This is a genomic window from Hallerella succinigenes (assembly GCF_002797675.1).
Lineage (GTDB): Bacteria > Fibrobacterota > Fibrobacteria > Fibrobacterales > Fibrobacteraceae > Hallerella > Hallerella succinigenes.
Genome location: NZ_PGEX01000001.1, coordinates 2,907,414 through 2,926,758, shown reverse-complemented (window position 1 = coordinate 2,926,758; position 19,345 = coordinate 2,907,414). Strand labels below are relative to the sequence as shown.

At 49.8% G+C, this 19,345-nt stretch carries 19 protein-coding genes; 10 read left to right on the top strand and 9 right to left on the bottom strand.

Annotation, left to right across the window (positions count from 1 at the left end):
• Positions 1 to 2 precede the first annotated feature (2 nt).
• Genes BGX16_RS13585 through BGX16_RS13570 form a run of 4 tightly spaced genes read left to right on the top strand, consistent with a single transcriptional unit; the run spans position 3 to position 4,584 of the window.
• A complete protein-coding gene (locus BGX16_RS13585) occupies positions 3 to 2,084 on the top strand; it encodes an ATP-binding cassette domain-containing protein (RefSeq protein ID WP_100426538.1) in 2,082 nt (693 codons plus the stop codon).
• Complete coding sequence (locus BGX16_RS13580) at positions 2,081 to 3,565, top strand: serine/threonine-protein kinase (protein WP_100426537.1); 1,485 nt, start codon at positions 2,081 to 2,083, stop codon at positions 3,563 to 3,565. The genes BGX16_RS13585 and BGX16_RS13580 overlap by 4 nt, the downstream gene beginning before the upstream one ends.
• Positions 3,562 to 3,966 carry a YraN family protein gene (locus BGX16_RS13575; protein WP_100426536.1) on the top strand — a complete coding sequence of 135 codons (405 nt, stop codon included), beginning with the start codon at positions 3,562 to 3,564 and terminating at the stop codon, positions 3,964 to 3,966. Before BGX16_RS13580 ends, BGX16_RS13575 begins: the two co-directional genes overlap by 4 nt.
• 39 nt (positions 3,967 to 4,005) lie before the next feature.
• Positions 4,006 to 4,584 (top strand): L-threonylcarbamoyladenylate synthase, encoded by a 579-nt coding sequence (locus BGX16_RS13570; RefSeq protein ID WP_241899563.1) that lies wholly within the window; start codon positions 4,006 to 4,008, stop codon positions 4,582 to 4,584.
• 14 nt (positions 4,585 to 4,598) lie between these two features.
• Here BGX16_RS13570 and BGX16_RS13565 read toward each other — a convergent pair whose 3' ends face one another.
• The 4 genes from BGX16_RS13565 to BGX16_RS13550 are packed head-to-tail and all read right to left on the bottom strand — an operon-like array spanning position 4,599 to position 8,111.
• Positions 4,599 to 5,060, bottom strand: a complete 462-nt coding sequence (locus tag BGX16_RS13565) for a hypothetical protein (protein WP_100426534.1) — start codon at positions 5,058 to 5,060, stop codon at positions 4,599 to 4,601.
• Complete coding sequence (locus BGX16_RS13560) at positions 5,057 to 6,709, bottom strand: c-type cytochrome (RefSeq protein WP_100426533.1); 1,653 nt, start codon at positions 6,707 to 6,709, stop codon at positions 5,057 to 5,059. Before BGX16_RS13560 ends, BGX16_RS13565 begins: the two co-directional genes overlap by 4 nt.
• On the bottom strand, positions 6,706 to 7,587 hold the full coding sequence (locus BGX16_RS13555; RefSeq protein ID WP_100426532.1) for a 4Fe-4S dicluster domain-containing protein: 882 nt from the start codon (positions 7,585 to 7,587) through the stop codon (positions 6,706 to 6,708). The genes BGX16_RS13560 and BGX16_RS13555 overlap by 4 nt, the downstream gene beginning before the upstream one ends.
• Positions 7,584 to 8,111, bottom strand: a complete 528-nt coding sequence (locus tag BGX16_RS13550; RefSeq protein ID WP_157798064.1) for a cytochrome c3 family protein — start codon at positions 8,109 to 8,111, stop codon at positions 7,584 to 7,586. Before BGX16_RS13550 ends, BGX16_RS13555 begins: the two co-directional genes overlap by 4 nt.
• Positions 8,112 to 8,216: 105 nt before the next feature.
• On the opposite strand from BGX16_RS13550, the gene aspS reads away from it, so the two are divergent.
• Entirely contained in the window at positions 8,217 to 10,010 is a 1,794-nt protein-coding gene (gene aspS / locus BGX16_RS13545; protein WP_100426530.1) for an aspartate--tRNA ligase, read from the top strand.
• Between the two features lie 261 nt (positions 10,011 to 10,271).
• On the opposite strand, the gene BGX16_RS13540 is transcribed toward aspS, so the two are convergent.
• Positions 10,272 to 11,531: an MgtC/SapB family protein gene (locus BGX16_RS13540; RefSeq protein ID WP_198514933.1), complete on the bottom strand. Its 1,260-nt coding sequence runs from the start codon at positions 11,529 to 11,531 to the stop codon at positions 10,272 to 10,274.
• Positions 11,532 to 11,561: 30 nt separating this feature from the next.
• Here BGX16_RS13540 and BGX16_RS13535 point away from each other — a divergent pair, with 30 nt between their 5' ends.
• Together BGX16_RS13535 and BGX16_RS13530 are read left to right on the top strand one after the other, a co-directional pair.
• Positions 11,562 to 12,725 carry a THUMP domain-containing class I SAM-dependent RNA methyltransferase gene (locus BGX16_RS13535; RefSeq protein WP_100426528.1) on the top strand — a complete coding sequence of 388 codons (1,164 nt, stop codon included), beginning with the start codon at positions 11,562 to 11,564 and terminating at the stop codon, positions 12,723 to 12,725.
• A gap of 6 nt (positions 12,726 to 12,731) precedes the next feature.
• Positions 12,732 to 13,388, top strand: a complete 657-nt coding sequence (locus BGX16_RS13530; protein ID WP_100426527.1) for an alpha/beta hydrolase-fold protein — start codon at positions 12,732 to 12,734, stop codon at positions 13,386 to 13,388.
• Here the strand turns inward: BGX16_RS13530 and BGX16_RS13525 are convergent.
• From BGX16_RS13525 to BGX16_RS13515, 3 genes are read right to left on the bottom strand one after another with little or no spacing between them, the layout of a single operon-like run.
• On the bottom strand, positions 13,372 to 14,145 hold the full coding sequence (locus tag BGX16_RS13525) for an RNA methyltransferase (protein ID WP_100426526.1): 774 nt from the start codon (positions 14,143 to 14,145) through the stop codon (positions 13,372 to 13,374). The two genes, BGX16_RS13530 and BGX16_RS13525, sit on opposite strands and share 17 nt — an antisense overlap.
• A gap of 38 nt (positions 14,146 to 14,183) precedes the next feature.
• Positions 14,184 to 15,062, bottom strand: coding sequence for a sugar phosphate nucleotidyltransferase (locus BGX16_RS13520; protein WP_100426525.1), 879 nt, complete (start codon positions 15,060 to 15,062; stop codon positions 14,184 to 14,186).
• The gene (locus BGX16_RS13515; protein WP_100426524.1) at positions 15,062 to 16,162 is read right to left on the bottom strand and encodes an exo-beta-N-acetylmuramidase NamZ family protein; all 1,101 of its coding nucleotides are present in this window, start codon (positions 16,160 to 16,162) and stop codon (positions 15,062 to 15,064) included. Before BGX16_RS13515 ends, BGX16_RS13520 begins: the two co-directional genes overlap by 1 nt.
• A gap of 77 nt (positions 16,163 to 16,239) precedes the next feature.
• Here BGX16_RS13515 and BGX16_RS13510 point away from each other — a divergent pair, with 77 nt between their 5' ends.
• Genes BGX16_RS13510 through BGX16_RS13500 form a run of 3 tightly spaced genes read left to right on the top strand, consistent with a single transcriptional unit; the run spans position 16,240 to position 18,536 of the window.
• Complete coding sequence (locus tag BGX16_RS13510; protein ID WP_100426523.1) at positions 16,240 to 16,728, top strand: single-stranded DNA-binding protein; 489 nt, start codon at positions 16,240 to 16,242, stop codon at positions 16,726 to 16,728.
• 17 nt (positions 16,729 to 16,745) lie between these two features.
• Positions 16,746 to 17,483 carry a hypothetical protein gene (locus BGX16_RS13505; RefSeq protein ID WP_100426522.1) on the top strand — a complete coding sequence of 246 codons (738 nt, stop codon included), beginning with the start codon at positions 16,746 to 16,748 and terminating at the stop codon, positions 17,481 to 17,483.
• A gap of 42 nt (positions 17,484 to 17,525) precedes the next feature.
• Positions 17,526 to 18,536: an aspartate-semialdehyde dehydrogenase gene (locus tag BGX16_RS13500; protein WP_100426521.1), complete on the top strand. Its 1,011-nt coding sequence runs from the start codon at positions 17,526 to 17,528 to the stop codon at positions 18,534 to 18,536.
• Between the two features lie 53 nt (positions 18,537 to 18,589).
• Here BGX16_RS13500 and BGX16_RS13495 read toward each other — a convergent pair whose 3' ends face one another.
• Positions 18,590 to 19,231 (bottom strand): fibrobacter succinogenes major paralogous domain-containing protein, encoded by a 642-nt coding sequence (locus BGX16_RS13495; protein WP_100426520.1) that lies wholly within the window; start codon positions 19,229 to 19,231, stop codon positions 18,590 to 18,592.
• Positions 19,232 to 19,345: the final 114 nt, after the last annotated feature.

Genomic DNA, 19,345 nt, shown 5'->3' with positions numbered 1-19,345 from the left:
TCATGGCTTCTACTTTTTTCGTTCAGAAGATTTCTGCGGACGCTCCTTTTTTGATTGGGCGTGGCAAAGATGTGGACTTTGAGCTGAAAGACGCTTCCGTTTCTAGACACCATGCAAAAATCGAATGCCGTGATGGGCATTGGATTTTTACCAATTTGAGTCAGACGTCGGGAACCCTTTTCGACGGGAAAAACATTGACGAAAAAGAGATCTGCCACGGCGACGTTTTTCTGCTTGGATTGCAACAAATCCGTTTTTCCTTAAAGCAGAGAGAACTTTCTCTTTCGCACGTCCGTTCCGTCGAAGACGTCCCTGCGATACCGCTTTCCGAAGACACGAGCGTTTTACTTCGCCGCGGCACGAACGACGATGAAGCAGGAACGATTCTGCACCCCGCTTGCCCGAAGGTTCTCGCCCAGGCAAAGCTCGAAGGCAAGCGTCTGAAGCTCGTCTTTATCCATCAACGGTTGCATAAAACGCAGTACCTTGAAAATCATGAAACGCTGAAGCTTCCCTGGTGCCTCCTTGAATTCCGCGATGGAAATCTTTTTGTTCACCAGAAAGACATCGGATTTTCGCTCGTCGTCAAAGACATTTCCGTGAAACTTTCCCGCAAAGAAATTCTCCACGATATCCGTTTTTCCCTTTCGGCAGGGAAAATCCTTTCGATTATCGGCATGAGCGGTCAAGGAAAAAGCACATTCCTCGAACTGCTCGCTGGAAAAGTTCGCAAAGCAAGCGGGAGCATTCTCTTGGACGGCATCGATTACGAACAAGGTAACGTTCGCCGTGAAATTGCTTATTTACCGCAAGAACCGTTACTCCGCGATTCGCTGACCGTTTTAGAAACCCTAAGGCTTGCCGCCCGCATCTCGCTTCCGAAGGACTATTCCGCAGAAGAGACCGATGCCCGAGCACGGGAACTCTTAAATCTTTTGCACATTACAGAACTGGAAAGCAGCCGAATCAGCGTTCTTTCTGGCGGAGAACGTCGTCGCGTCGCCATCGCTTCGCAGTTGATGGGCGCTCCCGGCCTAATCCTTTTGGACGAACCGCTTTCGGGACTTGATCCGCTGAACGCCAAGCGCCTTTGTGCCCATCTCAAGATTCTTGCTGCCAAAGGACATACGGTCATTCTCACGACCCACAGTTACGAAGCGCTGCAAGTTTCTGACGAAGTACTGCTGATTCATCAGGGCAAGATGGGATTCTACGGCACCCCGAAAGACGCCTTCCGCTTTTTTAACGCCGAAGATCCAGAAGGAATTCTCGAAACGCTTTCCGATAACACCGTAAACAATTGGATTGAATCGGGACTTGGAAACGCCATCGAAGAACCGGAAGTGACCCGAAGCTTTTTTCCTCAACTTCTGCGAAAAAACATGTTCTTCTACTTCTTTTCGCTGCTTTGGAAGCAATGGATCCGGGACCGCGGCAAGGCGTTCTCCCTTTTACTTCAGCCGCTCATTATCGGCTTTTTGCTGTCGCAGATTTTTTCAAGCACTTCTTCACTCTGGGTTGCCGCCTTTGCACTTGTCCTTTGTGCGAACTGGTTTGCCCTTTCGCTTTCCGTGCGTGAAATCGTTCAAGAAAAAGCCTTGCTTCTCGATGAATTTCGCAAGGGGACTTCCCCGCTTTCGGTCATAAGCGCAAAGCTTATCTTCACCGCATCCTTTGCCATGCTCGAAACCTTTATCACCTATGCGCTCTTTGCAGAAAACATCGGCGTCTATCCGACTCCAGAACTACTGATTTCTCTTTGGATGACGGTCGTTCCAGCTTCGGCGGCAGGACTTTTGTTGAGCACATTTGCACGAAACCCGGGGCAGGCAAACGCCTTTTTGCCGCTGATCATCCTTCCGCAGATCGCGCTTTCCGGAGCACTCGTCCCCAAGGACCAAGTGACCTCCTTTGCACAGATTCTTTCGAATGCGATTTGGACGAGTTATAACCAATCTTCCCTGCAGAATGTGTTTACAGGCCTTGAGCCTGCCCTTTTAGATTGGTGCATTCCACTCGGCATTGCATTCATAATTTATATTGTTGTAATATTCGCTTTAGAAGCCATGAAGAAAGCAAAATGACCGTAGAAAAATTTCCAAGACCGTTCAATGAGAACTATGAGATTTTGGGAGTCCTCGGAAAAGGGGGCATGGGCTATGTTTACAAGGCCCTGCAAAAGAACCTGAAACGAGAAGTCGCTCTCAAGGTACTCGATGCTTCTTCGGATAAGGAATCCATCGAACGCTTCTATATGGAAGCGCAAGCGATGAAGGAACTGGACCACCAGAACTTGGTTCAAGTGTTCGATTTTGGAAAGCAAGGCAATCAGCTTTTCATTGCAATGACCTACGTGAAAGGCAGCACCCTTTCGGAAGTGCTGGAGCACCGTCGTCGTCTCGATTTTGACGCCATCGAAATCATCACGAAGCAAGTTGCCCGTGGTCTTCTTTATGCGCATAGCAAGTCGATTGTCCACCGAGACGTAAAGCCTTCGAACATCATGATTACGCACGACAACCGTGTGTACCTGATGGACTTCGGTATTTCGCACATTCAATCCGCGGAACGATTGACCTTGACCGGCATGACCATGGGAACACCGGAATATATGTCTCCCGAACAGTGCCACGGTGATGAAGTGACGATTGGATCCGACATCTACAGTCTAGGCGTTATTTTATTCGAAATGACCTGTGGACGCTTGCCGTTCACTGGTTCCAAGCCGATCGAAATTGCGATGAAGCATGTGCAAGAAGAACCTCCTAATCCGGAGAACTTCCGTCCCGACATGCCGCGAGGACTTGCGAAACTCATTCTCAAGTGTCTCAAGAAAAACGTTGCAGACCGTTTCAAGGACATGCAGGAATTCCTCGACGCCCTGGACATTGTCTTTGCGCCGCTCCACCCGGGTGATCATCACGGTCACGACACCCTGAGCATTCGCAAGCTCATCAAAAACCGTCCGTTGATTTCAAACCAGGTGGCCGACAAGGTTTGCAGGTTTACAAACAAGCACGCGATGCTGTTTGCGATTGCACTTTTCCCGCTTTTGATCCTCTTGATTCTCGCCTTCTTGCTAACGTACAAACCGCCCAAAACATTACAAGAAGTTTCCGGCGTCGAAGTTCGCGCAGCCTACGAAGAACGCGACATGGAAGGCGATGACGATTACGAACCGTCGAATCTTTTAGACAAGGATTTAAAATCGGCATGGCTCATCCCGATGCCGACGAATTCCCGTGCCCCGATCTGTATTCTCGACTTTAACCAACCGACCATCATCACGAACATCGGTATCGCCTCGGGCTTCCAAAAGTCCATCGATGACGATTTCGGCGATCGCTTCCGCATCTTCAACAAGCCGAAAACCCTTTCGTTGCTGACCAAGGAAGGTTTCCGTCAAACGATCCAGTTGGAAGATATCAAAGGCGTTCAATATCCGACGATGAAGGCGATGGAAACGACCGAAATTCAAGTGTTCCTCGATGACGCTTACATTGTGAACGAATCGAGCGACCTCGCTATTTCTGAAATGCGTGTTCTGGGGCTTCTCGCGCAATGATTGTGCGGAAAAGCGAGAAGAGTTACAATAAACAAAAAGGACGATTCGCGGAGCTGCATGCGGCCGCTTATCTTTGCCGAAAAGGGTGCACCCTTCTCGCTAGGAATTACCGTTATCAAAACGGCGAGCTGGATATCGTTGCCATAAATCCCAAGGGAGTCATCCTTTTTGTCGAAGTCAAATCCGTCTGGGATTCTAACGCGGGAAATCCAGCGAGCCGGGTGAACCTTCGTAAACAGAATCAGGTTTGGAAAACCGCTGCGCATTTTTTGCATTACCACGGCGGACAGGATCAAAGATGTCGTTTTGACGTTATTTCGGTAGACTTACGCTTCGGAAAGTTCGTTTTAAAGCATTATCCGGACGCATTCGTTTCCACACACGTCATTCCCGAATGTTAAATTTATGCTATGAATTCAACGCGACTTGAAGTACATCCTTTGAATCCGCAACCTCGCTTTGTGAAGCAGGCAGCCGATATTCTCGACAAAGACGGTCTGGTTCTTTACCCGACGGAATCCGGTTATGCGATCGGTTGCAACGCCCAATCGTCGAAGGCCATTCACCGTCTTTACCAGCTGAAAAAGCCGATGAAGAAATTTGTGATGGCGATTATCCTTCCGGACATTCGCAAGGCATCGGAATTCGCTCACGTCAGCAATTTTGCCTTTCAGATTATGAAACATCGCGTTCCGGGACCTTATACCTTTATTCTGCCTGCAGACCCCTCGATCGCCCGCAAGCTCGATGTGAAACGTCCGGAAGTCGGCTTCCGCATGCCGGAACATCCGTTCTTCAAAGAACTCTTCCGCATTTACGACAAACCGATTCTGAGCACGGCAGCCAAGCTTTCGGATGACGAAGTCTTGACGGAACCCAATGATCTTTGGAAAATTTTCCAGTACAGCGTCGATATGATGATCGACTGCGGAGAAATCGGCATTCACCCGACAAACATCATCAGCCTTGTCGGCGATTCGATTGAAATCATCCGTGGCAATCTTTTGCCGGAACCTTGATTTCGCAACAGCGTTTACAGTTCAAAGAAAAAAGAGAGCATCCACGCTGCGGCCCAAATGACCGCAAGAAAAAAGCGGGACTCTTTTTTATAGGGATGCATGAAAAAGATGGGCAAAAAGGCAAGCAGGAGAACGACAAAAGGAAGCCATTGGAACGGAACACCCCGATAAGACAGCGAAAGCATACCGAAGAAATCGATCCACATCCAAAGCACAGTCGCAAGTGAAGCGAACAAGCGCCGTCTTCTGCCCAAGAAAAGGGTCGAAACGCAGAGCATCAATGCGAGCATCTGGAACGGCAACAGTTCATAATGCGGATACTCCGGCGAAGATACAAGCCATACAAAAAGTTCATCGACAAGCAAAACAATCGCAATCGCCGCCCCGCGCAAAGGAAGACGCATCGGATCCCTAAAAAGGAATGGCGAAGGAATCATGGCGAATAGGGCGGCGAGCATATACGCAAGAGAGGTCATGGGGCGCTTCCCTCCTTCTTTTGAAGCGCAAGGCTCCGCATGTAACACACCAAGGCAAAGGCTTCCGCATCGGTCACACGTCCGCGGAATGGACGCATATAATTTCGACCGTTCAGCACAACCTGGGAAAGAGAATCCAGCCCCAAGGAATCGATCCGTTCAAGCGAAAGTGTTTGCGGCAATGGATAAAATTCATGCACAAATTTGCGATTCAGATTTCCATCTTTTCCGTGACAAGCTGCGCACCGGGCGTTCCACAGTTCTCGAGCGGCCTGCTTCGATGTTCCAAGCGCAGGATTCACACTTTCCACTGTTGCAAAGGATTCCGTATACGAAACATCCGTTCCGCGGTAAAGTAAACCGCCAAACGCAAGTGCAAAAATTCCCAAAAGAACAGTAAATAGCACTGCCACGCGAGGCTTCCAAAGTTCCGCCATCGCAAAAAGCGAAAGAGAGACTCCCGCACATAAAGCTCCTATCGGGAAAAGCACAGGAATCATTCGCTCGCAAGGGAACGCCGGCGCATGGTTTACAAAATAAATCGCAAAAGCAACCGCCGCAAATGCGCCCACACCCACAGAGATCCAAAACTTTTTCCTTTCAACAGAGCATACTCTTGCACGCAAAGCTTCCATCACGTCTTCATCAAACGCCTGCGGAAAAAGCTTTTTCAGTCCTATCCGCAATAGGGAAAACGCCACACAGAAAGCACCGATTCCAAACGAAATCAGTCCAAGATCCACCCAGGTCCAATCCAAATTTTCGGATTGCACAAGAATGATGCGCTCCCACCAAAGGCTCACAATCACCGAAATCGCCACTAATGCACGCACCGCCGAAATTTCACGTACTTTGGAAATCCACAAAAGTTGCGGCACCAAAAATCCAAACGCCAAAAGTTCCGGATGCCAAATTTCCTTTACATTCGCTTCCCACATCCAAAACGCGAGAAGCGCCCACGAAAAGGCTATCAGCAGATCTTCCACCGCCCGCACCCGATGATGCGCAAGTACCACAAGCACCTGCACCAAGGCGACGCCCGAAAACAGTGCACCAAAAATAAAGTACAGCGGAAAATAGGCGCCCTGCCACCCTGGCACAAAAGTTACCGCAAAATCCAGCGAAACAATTGTGTGCACCCACAGCACCAATGGAAAAAGAATCCACGCAAACGGTCTGCGGTATTTTTCAAGGCATGCGTTTTTTACAGAAAAAAGATGCAGCAGAAGGTAGAGCACAGAAACTGCGCCATAAACAAAAATCGCCACAAAATCCCAAATCAGCGGAGACTCCACATTCACATACACGGAAGACGCATTCCCTACCGGAATCATATTGTAAAAAGCTTCCGGAATTCCCAAGTGGATCAGCGGAAAAAAAGCCGCAACGCCGAGTGATGCAATCGTCGAAAGTTCCGCTAGGAATGCAACGCGGTGTTGCCAACGCACGCCAAACACAAGCAAGATCGCCGAAAAAAAAGTACCCGCATGCGCAAGACCAATCCAAAAAACAAAATCCGCAATCGGCGTTCCCCAAAAAGATTTTTGAGAAAGAGCCCAACTCGCAGGTCCAAGCGAAAGTGCAGAATCCACGGCAAAGAGGCTGGGCAACAGCAGCACCAGTCCAAAAATCAAAAAGTTTCGATTCATGCTTTGCCCCTCAGATATACAACAGCCGGTAAGAATTTGGCAATCGACTTCGGAGCGTAAATAGCGCGTCCACGCGTTTTCCGCACAAGATCCGAATTCAGATTCAACCAGTTACCAAATATAATTGCGTGTTTTGGGCATGCCGCCGCGCACGCGGGCATCACTCCACTTCCCTGCCATTCAAGCCCAAATGTCTTGGCTTGAATTCGGGCGTTTTGGAGCCTTTGAATGCACAGGGAACACTTTTCCATAACTCCCTGCGGACGAAGCGGGACTTCCGGGTTAAATTTAGCGGCGAGGCCTTGTTCTGCAGCATCGGTATAATTGAATTTGCGCGCGTGCAGGGGGCAGTTAGCGCCGCAAAATCGCGTTCCAATGCAACGCGGATAAACCATCGACGAAAAACCGTCCGGACTTGCCACAGCGGCACCCGTCGGGCAAACCTTTTCACAAGGTGCGTCTCCACAGTGGGCGCACATCACAGGCATGCCGCCTCGCAGTTCTAGCCAATGCATATAACGTCCCTTGCTAGCTTCTAACGCATTCACACGTGGAACGTTATTTTCGACCATGCAGGCAAGTGCGCATTTTCCGCAGCTGTCGCACAGATCCAAATCAATCGCCATGCCGAATCTCACGTCCGCATCCGGAAACTTCGGATGCTTTCCCGGTCGATGGACCATCACCAAGGATTCCGGTTTAGGATTTGCAAACCTCGCCTCGTCGATTTCTTTTTTCCAAAGGCTCAAATCCGCTTTAGAAGGGACTTCCCGATGCGTATTTTTCGGCAGGGATTCTTCCTTGCGGCATCCAAACAGCGAAAGCGCGGCAAACGACCCCGTCAAAAGTTTTAAAAAAGAGGCGCGTGAAATTTTCATCGGTGGCACCTCGCACAATCGGTCGATGCCGGTGGAAATCCACGCTTTCCCTGGTGGCAGGCCAAGCAGTCCTGCATGCGCACCTTGGGACGGCGTCCCGCATCGATTTCTTTTGCAGAACCGTGGCACGTTTCACAGCTCACGCCGGACTTCACATGCAATCCGTGCGGAAAGACGACGTTAGCCGGTAAAAGGCTTGTGAACGTGAACGGCATTTCTTTGGCGTCCGAAAGCGCCTTTTCAAAGGCTTCATTTTCCGGGGAATCGCTTAACGGCAGATTGTGGCAGTCCATACAGTCCATCTTGGACGGCATCCCGGCTCGGATTCCGGATTCCGCACCCGGATGGCACTTGGAGCAGTCCAACCCGAGGGATTCCCCGTGTTTTTCATGGTCAAACGGAAGATTGGAAGGATTTTCGTAAATATAATCGGGGAAAGCCGTCAAATCCCATACGACAAGACCACCCCCGCACAGAGCAAGGATAATCCACAAGATCGTGAATGGAGTCTTTCTTTTTTGCAAACTTTACCCGTTTTCCTCTCTCAAAAAATAAATTTTTGCCTGTATTGAAGAGCGAGTTTTTTATATTTGTCATGCTTAATATTCCCAATCAAGGAAGTTCTCTTTATGAAACGCACACATAACTGCGGCCAACTTCGCAAGGAAGATGTTGGCCAGACTGTAACCCTCGCCGGTTGGGTGGATCGCCGCCGCGACCATGGTGGAGTCATTTTCGTCGACCTCCGCGACAAGTTTGGCAAGACGCAGATCGTTTTCAACCCGGATTACAATGCCGAAGTTTTGAAGACCGCTGAACAGCTCCGTAATGAATATGTCATTTATGTGACTGGTAAGGTCTATGCCCGTGAAGAAGGCAACACGAACGAAAAGCTCTCTACTGGCGATATTGAAGTCAAGGCAGACACGCTTGAAATTTTAAACGCCGCTCTCACTTCTCCGCTCGCGATCAATGACCCGAACGAAGAATGCAAGGAAAACGACGACCTTCGCCTGCAGTACCGTTACCTCGACCTTCGCCGTCCGTGGATTCAGAAGAAACTCCTCCTCAAGAGCCGTTTCCTCAAGGCCGTGTACGACTTCTTCTACGCAAACGGTTTTGAAAACATCGAAACGCCGTGCCTTTGCAAGTCCACTCCGGAAGGCGCTCGTGACTACCTTGTGCCGTCCCGCGTGAACCCGGGCAAGTTCTATGCTCTTCCGCAGTCGCCGCAGCAGTACAAGCAGCTCTTGATGATTGCCGGTATGGACCGCTACTTCCAAGTCGCCAAGTGCTTCCGCGATGAAGACCTTCGCGCAGACCGTCAGCCGGAATTCACCCAGATCGATGTGGAAATGTCTTTCGTCAACCAGGACGAAGTCATGGAAATGTTCGACAAGTTCGTGACCGACGTGCTCGGCAAGGTTTGGAACTTCGAACCGCCTAAGAAGATTCGCCGCATGAAGTGGGCCGAAGCCATGCTCAAGTACGGGAGCGACAAGCCGGACCTTCGCTTTGACCTCGAAATTCACGATGTGTCTGAAATCGGTGCCAAGTCCAATTTTGGCGTGTTCAAGAACTGCGTCGCCGCTGGTGGCAAGATCCGCGGTATCGCAGCCAAGGGCTGTGTGGACTTTACCCGTAAGCAGATTGACGAACTCACCGCTTACGTCGGCAAGTACGGTTCCAAGGGTCTCGTTTGGATGCGCGTCAAGGAAAATGACGAAGTCGAAACCCAGGTCGGCAAGTTCTTCACGACTGAACAGCTGAACGAACTCCGCGACGCTGTCGGCGCGAAGTGCGGCGACATGATGTTCTTCATCGCAGGTCCGGAAAAAACCGCTGCAACCGCGATGGGTCAGCTCCGTCTCGAAGTCGCTCGCATCAAGGGTCTCCGCGACCCGAAGAAGCGTGAATTCGTGTGGATTACCGAATTCCCGATGTTCGAATACAGCGAAACGGAAGGTCGCTACATGGCGATGCACCACCCGTTCACGAATCCGCTTCCGGAACATCTCCAAATGATGCTCGACGGCAATCTCAAGGATTGCAACGCAGAAGCTTATGACCTCGTCTTGAACGGTGTTGAAATCGGTGGTGGTTCCATCCGTATTCATAACCCGGAAGTTCAGGAAAAGGTTTTCCGTCTCCTCGGTCTTTCCGAAGAACAGGTGAAGGAAAAGTTCGGTTTCTTCGTTGACGCCTTCAAGTATGGCGCACCTCCGCACGGTGGTCTCGCCTTCGGTCTCGACCGCGTTGTCGCTACCATGGAAGGTGAAGAATCTATCCGCGACTACATCGCGTTCCCAAAGAACACCAGTGCTTCGAGCCCGATGGACAAGAGCCCGAGCGAAGTCGATGTTGCACAGTTGAACGACCTGCACATTTCGATCAACATGCTCGATCCGAAGAAGAACGCCTAATTCTTCTTGTAGGAACTCAAAGAAAGACCTCCTGATTTCGGGAGGTCTTCTTTTGTTTTACCCCAAACAAATAGAAATTAAACTCGAGAGGCGCACCCCCACTCACAAACGGCCACCTCCATTCAGAAGTGGCCGCTATCGTTAGGGTGTGTGGTCTAGGGAACTTGAATCGTTCCATTTATAATTTAGAAGGATACCCCAAGAACCGTATCACCCGAACCACAAAAAATGTTGTAATGTTTTACAACAAAATAATGAGATTTACAACGCCCAAAAAATAATCGGTAAGGACACCACACTGATGATGCCGACAGCAGGAATGATCAGACGGCGCATTTCCCTATCGCCAAAAATACACGCGAGAACGCCTTTGCAAAGCGTATTCGCAAGACCAGCCACAGCAATCGCCTTCGCCGCAGGCCCAAGGACAACCGAGCCCTGTTTCGTCATATCCAGCACGGAAAGCGTAATCGCATCCATGCTGGCAAGCCCCGTAATAAAGCTCGAAATAAAAAGCGCATCACTTCCGAAATATTTTTGCGCCGCATTCGCAAGGAAGAGCACGGCCGCAAAAATAAACCCGAATTTAATCGACGGCAAAAGTTCAAACGGGTTCGTAAAATTCGTCATCTGCACCGGATGCAAACGGCGATTACGCCTGTACAGATAATACGCATACAAAAGTCCCGGAATCGGCGGTACAAGCAGCGCAACCGCAAGCTTCCCCGCAATCGACGGCAAAAGCAAAATGCAAATCAGATAAATGCGCAAATACATCACCGACCAGGCGATTACAATTCCCGTCGTCAGCGAACTTGAAAATTCCGGATTCTGCTTGCTCCTTTGTGAAAGATTCAACGTCAAAGCAAGACTCGACGCAAGACCGCCCAAAAAACCCGTCAGGCCAATCCCTTTTCCCGGACCGATCCATTTGATTAGAAAATAACCGATAAAGGAAATGCCCGAAATCAAGCAGACAAAAATCCAGATTTTATATGGCGAAAGCACTTCCAATCCCGGAGGCCCATAAGCCTTCTCCGGAAGGATTGGCAAAATAACCGCCGAAATCAACGCGAATTTGAGAGTCGCAAGGATGTCTTCCTTGGAAACCTGATGCGCAAAGGAATGCAACGGATCCTTCAATGCCAAAAGGCCAAGAACACCTACAGCGACCGCTACGCTTTCTAAAATTTTCCCATACTGGCAAAGTCCACCAAGCATAAAGACCGCAATCATCGAAACGCTCGTCGTGATACCGCCCTGAAAACGCGAAGAAGATGAAATATGCATCGCCGCCAGCACAAGACCGAGTACAATCAACATGCCGACAAAAGGCGCCGCGGATCCCATCTGGATTGACATCAAAGCGGCCAGCGCCCCTAAAACGCTCGTAATCGAAAACGTACGAATACCGGCAGAGCGAATTTCCTCTTCCGTCGGGTATGTGTTTTCACGTTGCAAACCGATGATCAAACCGATTGCAAGTGCACACGCGAGTCTGTAAAACGTACTCAGTTCCATACCCATTAATCTATATTCTATCTTTTGAATATGGATCTTTCCAAGCGCGTCAAACGACACATTACAGCCGTTCCGCATGAATTTCGGGCGATTTGCCATCCGGGATTTGAAGCGACCTGTGCGGCGGAATTCACCCTTCTCGGCGTGAAAGTACCCCTGCAAACCTCTTTTGGTGCGGTGGATTTTACGGCAAAACTCGAAGACGCTTGGAAACTCATTGCTTTTTCACGAACCTGTACACGAATCGTGATGCGCATCGACAGTTTTACCGCCGAAAACTTTGGCCGTTTAGAAAAAAAGGCTTTGGAAGTTCCCTGGGAGCTTTTTTTTCCAAAAACTCCACTGCCAGAAATCAAGGTGACCTGTAAAAAATCCAGGCTCTATCATTCCGATGCAATTGCCGAACGCTTGCAAAAGATCGTTTACGCATCCTTAAATGCCTGTGGCGTGGAAACGGACAAAAAGGATCCCGTTCAAACGCTCTTTGTGCACTTTGAAAATGACCGTTGCACGCTCAGTGTGGATCTCGCCGGCGAACCTCTGTACAAAAGGGGTTTCAATCGCCATGTGGAAGAAGCGCCCGTCCGCGACACCTTCGCCGCTTCAATGCTCCTTGAAGGAGGTCTTCTGCGGTCGCAAAGGCTGTTCGATCCGATGTCGGGAAGCGGCACTTTTTCCAGTGAAGCGGCTCTTGTCAAAGCGCATGCGAACCTTTGGAAAACCCGAAGCTTTGCGTTGCAGAATGCCCCGAGCTTTCGACCGGCTGCATGGAACTTTATGGTGAACCATACACCGGGCCTTGATCTTTTGCCTGAACTTCAAATTTTTGCAAGCGATCTTTCGAGTAAAGCCTTGGCGACGGTCCAATACAATTTAAAGACTTCTGCGGCAGCCCCTTATCTGCAAACCTTAAAGAGCGATACTTTGCAGATATACCAGGCGAACTTTTTTGATCTGCCGAAAGCTTCGGAAAATTCCCTGCTTGCACTAAACCCACCCTACGGCAAACGGATTACCGCCGATATTCCGCGACTTTACCGGGAAATCGGAAAGAAGGTCCGTGCAGACTTCAAGAATTCCCATATCGCATTGATCGTCCCCGGCAAGGAGGCGGAAAACGCATTAAACCTTACGCCCAAACGCCGTATTGAATCGATCAACGGCGGAATTGATGTGAGTGTTTTCTTTTTATAGGTTCCCATGCAAATTGCAAACAAAGAACTTGAAATTTTTGCCGCAAAATCGGAAAATGCTCCACTCGTAATCGTCAACTGTTTTGAAGACGAAGGCGAAACTATTTATCGTCAAGTCCAAAGTCAAACGGACAAGGACTTTTCCTTTGCCGCGATTCATGGAATCAACTGCTGCACGGAACTCACGCCGTGGAAATGCTCCGCCCTGCGCAAAAAAGAACCGGACTTTGGCGACGGGGCAAAAGCTTATCTTTCTGAGCTAACCGAAAAGATTTTACCGGAAATTCAAAGGCGGATTCCCGCCCCCAGCTTTTCCATACTCGCGGGATACTCCCTCTGCGGACTCTTTGCTGTTTACGCTGCTTTTACATCGAACGCGTTCAAACGTATCGTCTGCGCTTCCGGATCCCTTTGGTACCCGGGATTTTTGGAATTCTGCAAGGCTTATGAACCTTCCGCAAAAATAGACCGGATTTCTTTTTCCCTTGGCGATAAAGAATCCTTGAGCCAAAATCCTGTCTATGCGACGGTTAAAACGAACACGCTTGAAATCCAAAGCATTTTTCAAGAAAGCGGCGTCACGGCGACATTCACCGAATTTTCAGGGAATCACTTTTTTGAAGCCGACAAGAGGCTTGCCAAAGGGATTACATCAGTCCTTTAGCCTTCCACTCGGCTTCTTTTTTCTGTACAATTCGGCGGGCGTCTTCCTGACCTCGCATCACCAAACTTTTCACAAGTCCAAGCAAAGCGCTCATTTCAAAACGGGTCGGTTCAAGACGCTGCAAAAATTCGCGCACCGCCGATTCCGTCCAGGTATTGTTCTGGTAACGGCCCGTTAAATTGGAACTCAGGTACTTCAAGAAGTTTTCGATTTGACCCATGTTCGCCTTTTCAACGCGACCGCGCTTCAGCGGAACACGGTCCGTGCGAAGTCCCGCATTGTCGAGAAGCCCGCTGCGACAAAGTTCATAACAAGCCGTCGTCACAGCCTGTGCAAGATTCAAGCTCATCTGCCCCGGAACCGGAATTTCACAAATGATGGCACAGTGATCGATTTCATCGAGCGAAAGTCCACAGGATTCACGTCCAAAGACAAGCGCCACCGTTCCATCCTTTGGAAGCTTTTCCGTTATATTCGGAAGCGACGTATGCGGAATCACCGTGTCAAAGCGGCGTCGCGAAAAAGCGATTGCGTATTGGGCAGTCGAAAGCGCTTCGCTTAGCGTATGCACGACTTTCGCATTGTCCAAAATTTCGGCAGAATTATGCGCAGTCCGGTAAGATTCCGGATTCACGGTATCCCGTTTCGGGTATACAATGTAAAGGTCCTGAATCGCATTGCAGTGCATGGCGCGGGCGACAAAGCCTACGTTATGCGGATGTTCCGGTTCGCAAAGAACAATTCTAAAATTCAGCATCTTTCAAGTCTTCCTATCTTCCGGCCTTTACCTTCTATTTATCTTCCTATGGGCCAGCTAAAATCCTTTCCACGGATTTCGTTTTTCACGCATTCGCCATCTTCAATTTTTGCACCAGAGAAAATAATCGCATGGTCAAAAGTCGCATTTGAGGGAATTTCAAGCTCAGGCATCATCACGGTCGCCTTCGCTTGTTTAGCGATTTCTGGAGGAACGCCGTAATTTCCCACGCCGAGTTCCTTGCGACGGTAATCGCTCGCGCGCATCAAACCGTCCGGAGTTCCCATGTCAATCCAAAGCGAATACTTTTGGCTCACGTCGATAAACGGAGCGTCGCCGTTCAAGAGCAAACGTTTCCAGTATTCACGAATATCCATTTCAGATTCGCGTATGTCCTGCAAAGCCCGTTTTGAATACCAGGAAATTCCCGAAAAAGTCACGCGTTCCCGCGTCTGATGGCCAAAGCGATTCTGGATGCCCGACATTAAACCGTCACGCACATAAATCGAGTTCACCATCGGATTGTCCACCGCGAGCAAAGAACACGGAGCTCCCGAAGAACGTGAAAGGCGCAAAAAAGATCTTAGGTCGAATTTGCAATAGCAATCCGAATTCATCACGAGCAGTTCATCAACCGGATCTTCCCGATTCATACGATAGAGCGGACCGCCCGTTCCCAAGGCCTCCGGCTGTTCGTCCCAGACCTTTTCAAAGCCAAACGACAGAGCCGCAGCGGATAGCTTCTCCGACAGATAATGCGCATTCACATGCAAGTGCGCTTCTGGAACCGTATTCGCGAGTTCTACCTGATGCTCCAAAATCGTCTTGTCCACAACGCGCACCAGAGGCTTTGGCATCTGAAGGGTCAATGGGCGCAAGCGCGTTCCAAGGCCTGCCGCAAGAACGAGAATACGCATTAAAGCTCTCCGTTTTCAATAAATTCACTACGGAAAGTTCCCGAACCGAGCAAGATGTCAATCGGTAGCTTTTCATATTCGTATTCGTACGGAGGCAGCTTCCATGCGAAATCCTTCGGATATTCATGGTGCAAATAACGCAAAATGCGAATTGCCATGTCGAAAGAGCGATAGACGTTGCGATCCGTCACATGGATCTGTGCACCGCCGCAGATCTGGCCTGCACCCTTGTGGAACGTGGGCTGGAAATAATTTTCGCGGAAGTAAACGCCCGGAAGTTTTAAGTCATTCAGGTACTTGCAAAGCTTTGGTGCATCGATAAATGGAGCGCCAAAAATTTCAAAAGGACGCGTTGTACCGCGGCCTTCGCTCACGTTCGTCGCTTCAAAAAGGCACATGCCCGGGTAAACAATCGCCGTATCGAGAGTCGGCATATTCGGTGACGGCATCACCCAAGGAAGTCCGGTTTCATCGAACCACATCTTCGGATCGTAACCGTCCATATCCATCACGTGCAGTTCGCACTTCGGGAAGCATTCTTCGCGGAACTGCTTCGCAAGTTCTCCGATCGTTTTTCCGTGGCGAATCGGAAGTTTCCAAAGGCCGACAAAGCTTGTGTAACCAAGGTCCAAAGTCGGGCCTTCAACCGTATTGCCGAGCGGATTCGGGCGGTCGAGAACGACGACCGGAATGTTCGCTTTTTCGCAAGCCTTCATGCAAAGGTAAAGCGTCCAGATGAACGTGTAATAGCGGGCGCCTACATCCTGCATGTCCACAAAGAGTACATCGATATGGGAAAGCATTTCCGGGGATGGTTCGCGCGTCTTTCCGTAAAGACTGTAAACCGGAATTCCCAGTTCGGGATCCACGGAGCCTTCCCATTCGATCATATTGTCCTGGGTATGCCCCTTGATCCCGTGCTGCGGGCCGAAAAGAGCCGACAACTGGAACAGTTTTCCGTCATAACGGCGGAGCGTTTCCAGCGTATGGTGCAAATTCGAGTCGATAGACGCCGGGTGCAAAAGAGCTCCGAGACGCTTTCCGCGCAACTCTTGCGGATAAAATTCTTCAAAATGAGAAAGAGCGAGTTTAACTGTCATTATTTTTTATATTTTAAGGTGTACCTAAAATATAGTTGTTATATCAAAACAAAAAAAAACTCACTAGGAAATACCAAATGCCTTATCTGAACAAAGTCATGCTCATCGGAAACATCGGCAAGGATCCGGAAACCAAAGTTACCCCAAGTGGTCGAAAGCGCGTTTCCTTCTCCCTCGCTACCTCCCGCCGTTATCGCGACGCAAGCGGTGAAACCAGAGAGCAGACCGATTGGCATAATATCGTCGGCTGGGGCAAGATTGCCGACATTATCGAACAACTCGGCGTCCACAAGGGAATGACCCTTTATGTGGAAGGCACTCTCACCTACCGTTCCTGGGATGACCAGAATGGTCAAAAGCGCTACGCTACCGACGTGAACATGGACACCTTCCAGCTTCTTACCCCGAGGGGCGGTCAGGGCGGTTCTTCGTTCCAGGGGGGCGGTAACTTCAACCGTCCGCAGTCCGCAACCCCGAGCTACGGTCGCTCTCCTTCCATAAACCAGGGAATCGCCTCGGCACCGGTGGACGTCGGTCCGGACGTTGAAGACGATCTGCCGTTCTAATTTCAAACTAGGGTTCCATGCCTGCTTTTGATCTCATCAGCCTCGCAATTCTCTGGAGCATTGCGCTTCTCGCTTTGATCCAGACGTTAAATGCGACCGGCGCGATTAAAGCCGCGATTTCCGGAATTGTCACCGTCATCATCTTCTTGATGGCGATATTCTTCTCGTTCCTCAAAGTCGAAGGTTACGGGACTTTTCTCTCCCGCGAACTTTCGCCTTCGGCCATCATCGCCGCAAATATTGCTGCGAACGAAGCTATGGCAAAGGAGCGCGCAGCAGATAGTGCAAAGGTTTCCTTCGATGCGAAGCCTGCGACCATCGAACTTTCTTCCTCTGCAAAAAAAGAAGCTCTCAATTCCGTAGAACGTTACGTTTCGCATGCGGAAAAGATTGCAGACGAAGCGCTCGACCTCGCAGCCCAGATCGGCGACATCGATGCGCTTCCGAACGACATTTCCGAACCGAACCGCGAAAAGGCAGAAAGCAAGGCGCTTGCAATTCGCAATTCGACAGCCAAAGTCAATGGCAAGGCGACGACCCTTTTCCATCCGCGCAGCTTAAGTGAACTACACCAGCAGCTTATTCGCGCTACGGAAAGTTTAAGGCTCGCCGGTTATGCGCTTCACGCCTACACGACGCTTGAAAACGCAGAAGACCGCAAGACCCAGTTCGAACAAAGTAAGCGACAAGCTGTTTCCGCAGCCAAGGCAATCACCTTATACAAAACGGCACTCGGAAACGTCATCGTCAAATAGTTTTACCCTTCTCAACTCACAAAAACAAATCAAAGGCAAATTATGAGTCGTAATGTTGCAATAGTCGGTGCCACGGGCGCAGTAGGACAAGAACTCCTCTCCATCCTTGAAGAACGCAACTTCAAGCTGGATTCTTTGAAGCTTCTCGCATCCAAGCGTAGCGCTGGCCGTAAGGTCAAGTTCCGCGGTGAAGAATTGACTATTGAAGAACTCACTCACGATTCCTTCAAGGGTGTGGACATCGTGTTCTCCTCCGCAGGAGCCGCCATTTCCCAGGAATTCCTTCCGTCCGCAGTGAAGGCCGGTGCTGTCTGCATCGACAACACTAGCTTCTACCGCATGGATCCGAACGTTCCTCTCGTCGTTCCTGAAGTGAATCCGGAAGACATCAAGCTTTACAAACCGGAATTCGGCGGTAAGGGCATCATCGCAAACCCGAACTGCACGACCATCATGATGGTTGTCGTTTTGAATCCGATCAACAAGATTTCGAAGATCAAGAAGATCCACATTTCTTCTTACCAGAGCGCAAGCGGCGCCGGTGCCGTTGCCATGGAAGAGTTGAAGCAGCAGTACAAGGACATCATCGAAACGGGTACGACGACTCATATTGCCAAATTCCCGCATCAGCTCGCCTACAACGTCATTCCGCAGATCGACAAGATGACGGAAAATGATTACACGAAGGAAGAGATGAAGATGTTCAACGAAACCCGCAAGATTATGCACTCCGATGTTCGCACCAGTGCAACTTGTGTTCGCGTGAGTTCTCTTCGTTCCCACTCCGAATCCGTCTGGTTCGAAACCGAACAACCGGTTTCCGTGGAACAGATCCGCGAAGCTTTGAAGAACGCTCCGGGCGTGACCCTCAAGGACGATCCGCAGAACTACGTTTATCCGATGCCGCTCGAAAGCGCAGGCCACGACAACGTCTATGTGGGCCGTATCCGTAAAGACCTCGCCGATGAAAACAGCAACACGCTGTGGCTCACCGGTGACCAGATCCGTAAGGGCGCCGCTCTCAACGCAGTCCAAATTGGCGAACTTCTGTAATCGTCATCTTTTCAAAATTCAAAAGGCTCGCAGCAATGCGAGCCTTTTTAGTTCTAATCCTTCACACATCGGACGCTACAGGCATACTCTTTGTAAACGTCGCCCTGACTTGCATTCGAATATTTGTTCATGAGGATCATATCGCCAGCAAATACTCTGGGAAATTGTGCGTTCAGATATTCATTATCGTCGGATGAATTCCAGAACATCGCATCATATCCAAGAGAGTAATACTTTTCTGCGCGACTGCGCTCCCCGGCAGGAAGTGCGGAAAATCCATAGGCATCCGTTCCATTACCATCCTCGCCGTCATAACCTTCCCAACCGGAAGTCGATTTCAACAACGTCGCTGCGTTCTTTTTTCCGCCGACAGCTTGGAAAAGCGTATCGAATTCGGCACGGCTCGGCAAGTGGAAGCCTTTCGGGCAAACCTTCATGGCGGTTTCCCAAGTATAAAGCCGTCCGTAGATTTTGCAATTCGAGGCGTCATCTTCGTAACAGTAACTGCCATCGGTCTTATAATTCAGGTTCTCCGCCATCCAAACCTGTGAACCGATTTGAACCGTCTTATAGGTGCGACCGTCACGGGAATCCAGCAAGACATCATCATCCACATCTGCATTCGCCGTATTCGATCCGTCACTCCCACAAGCGACAAGAAGAAGCGCACAAAGCACCATCCCAAATTTTAGCATAAAACCGCTCCAAAACGAGTTCAGAAAAATAAACCTGTCCGGCTCAAAAAAAATAATATCTTTTCCATATAAAACGCAATCATCCGTTCGTTTTAGGCTTTTTTTGATAGATTT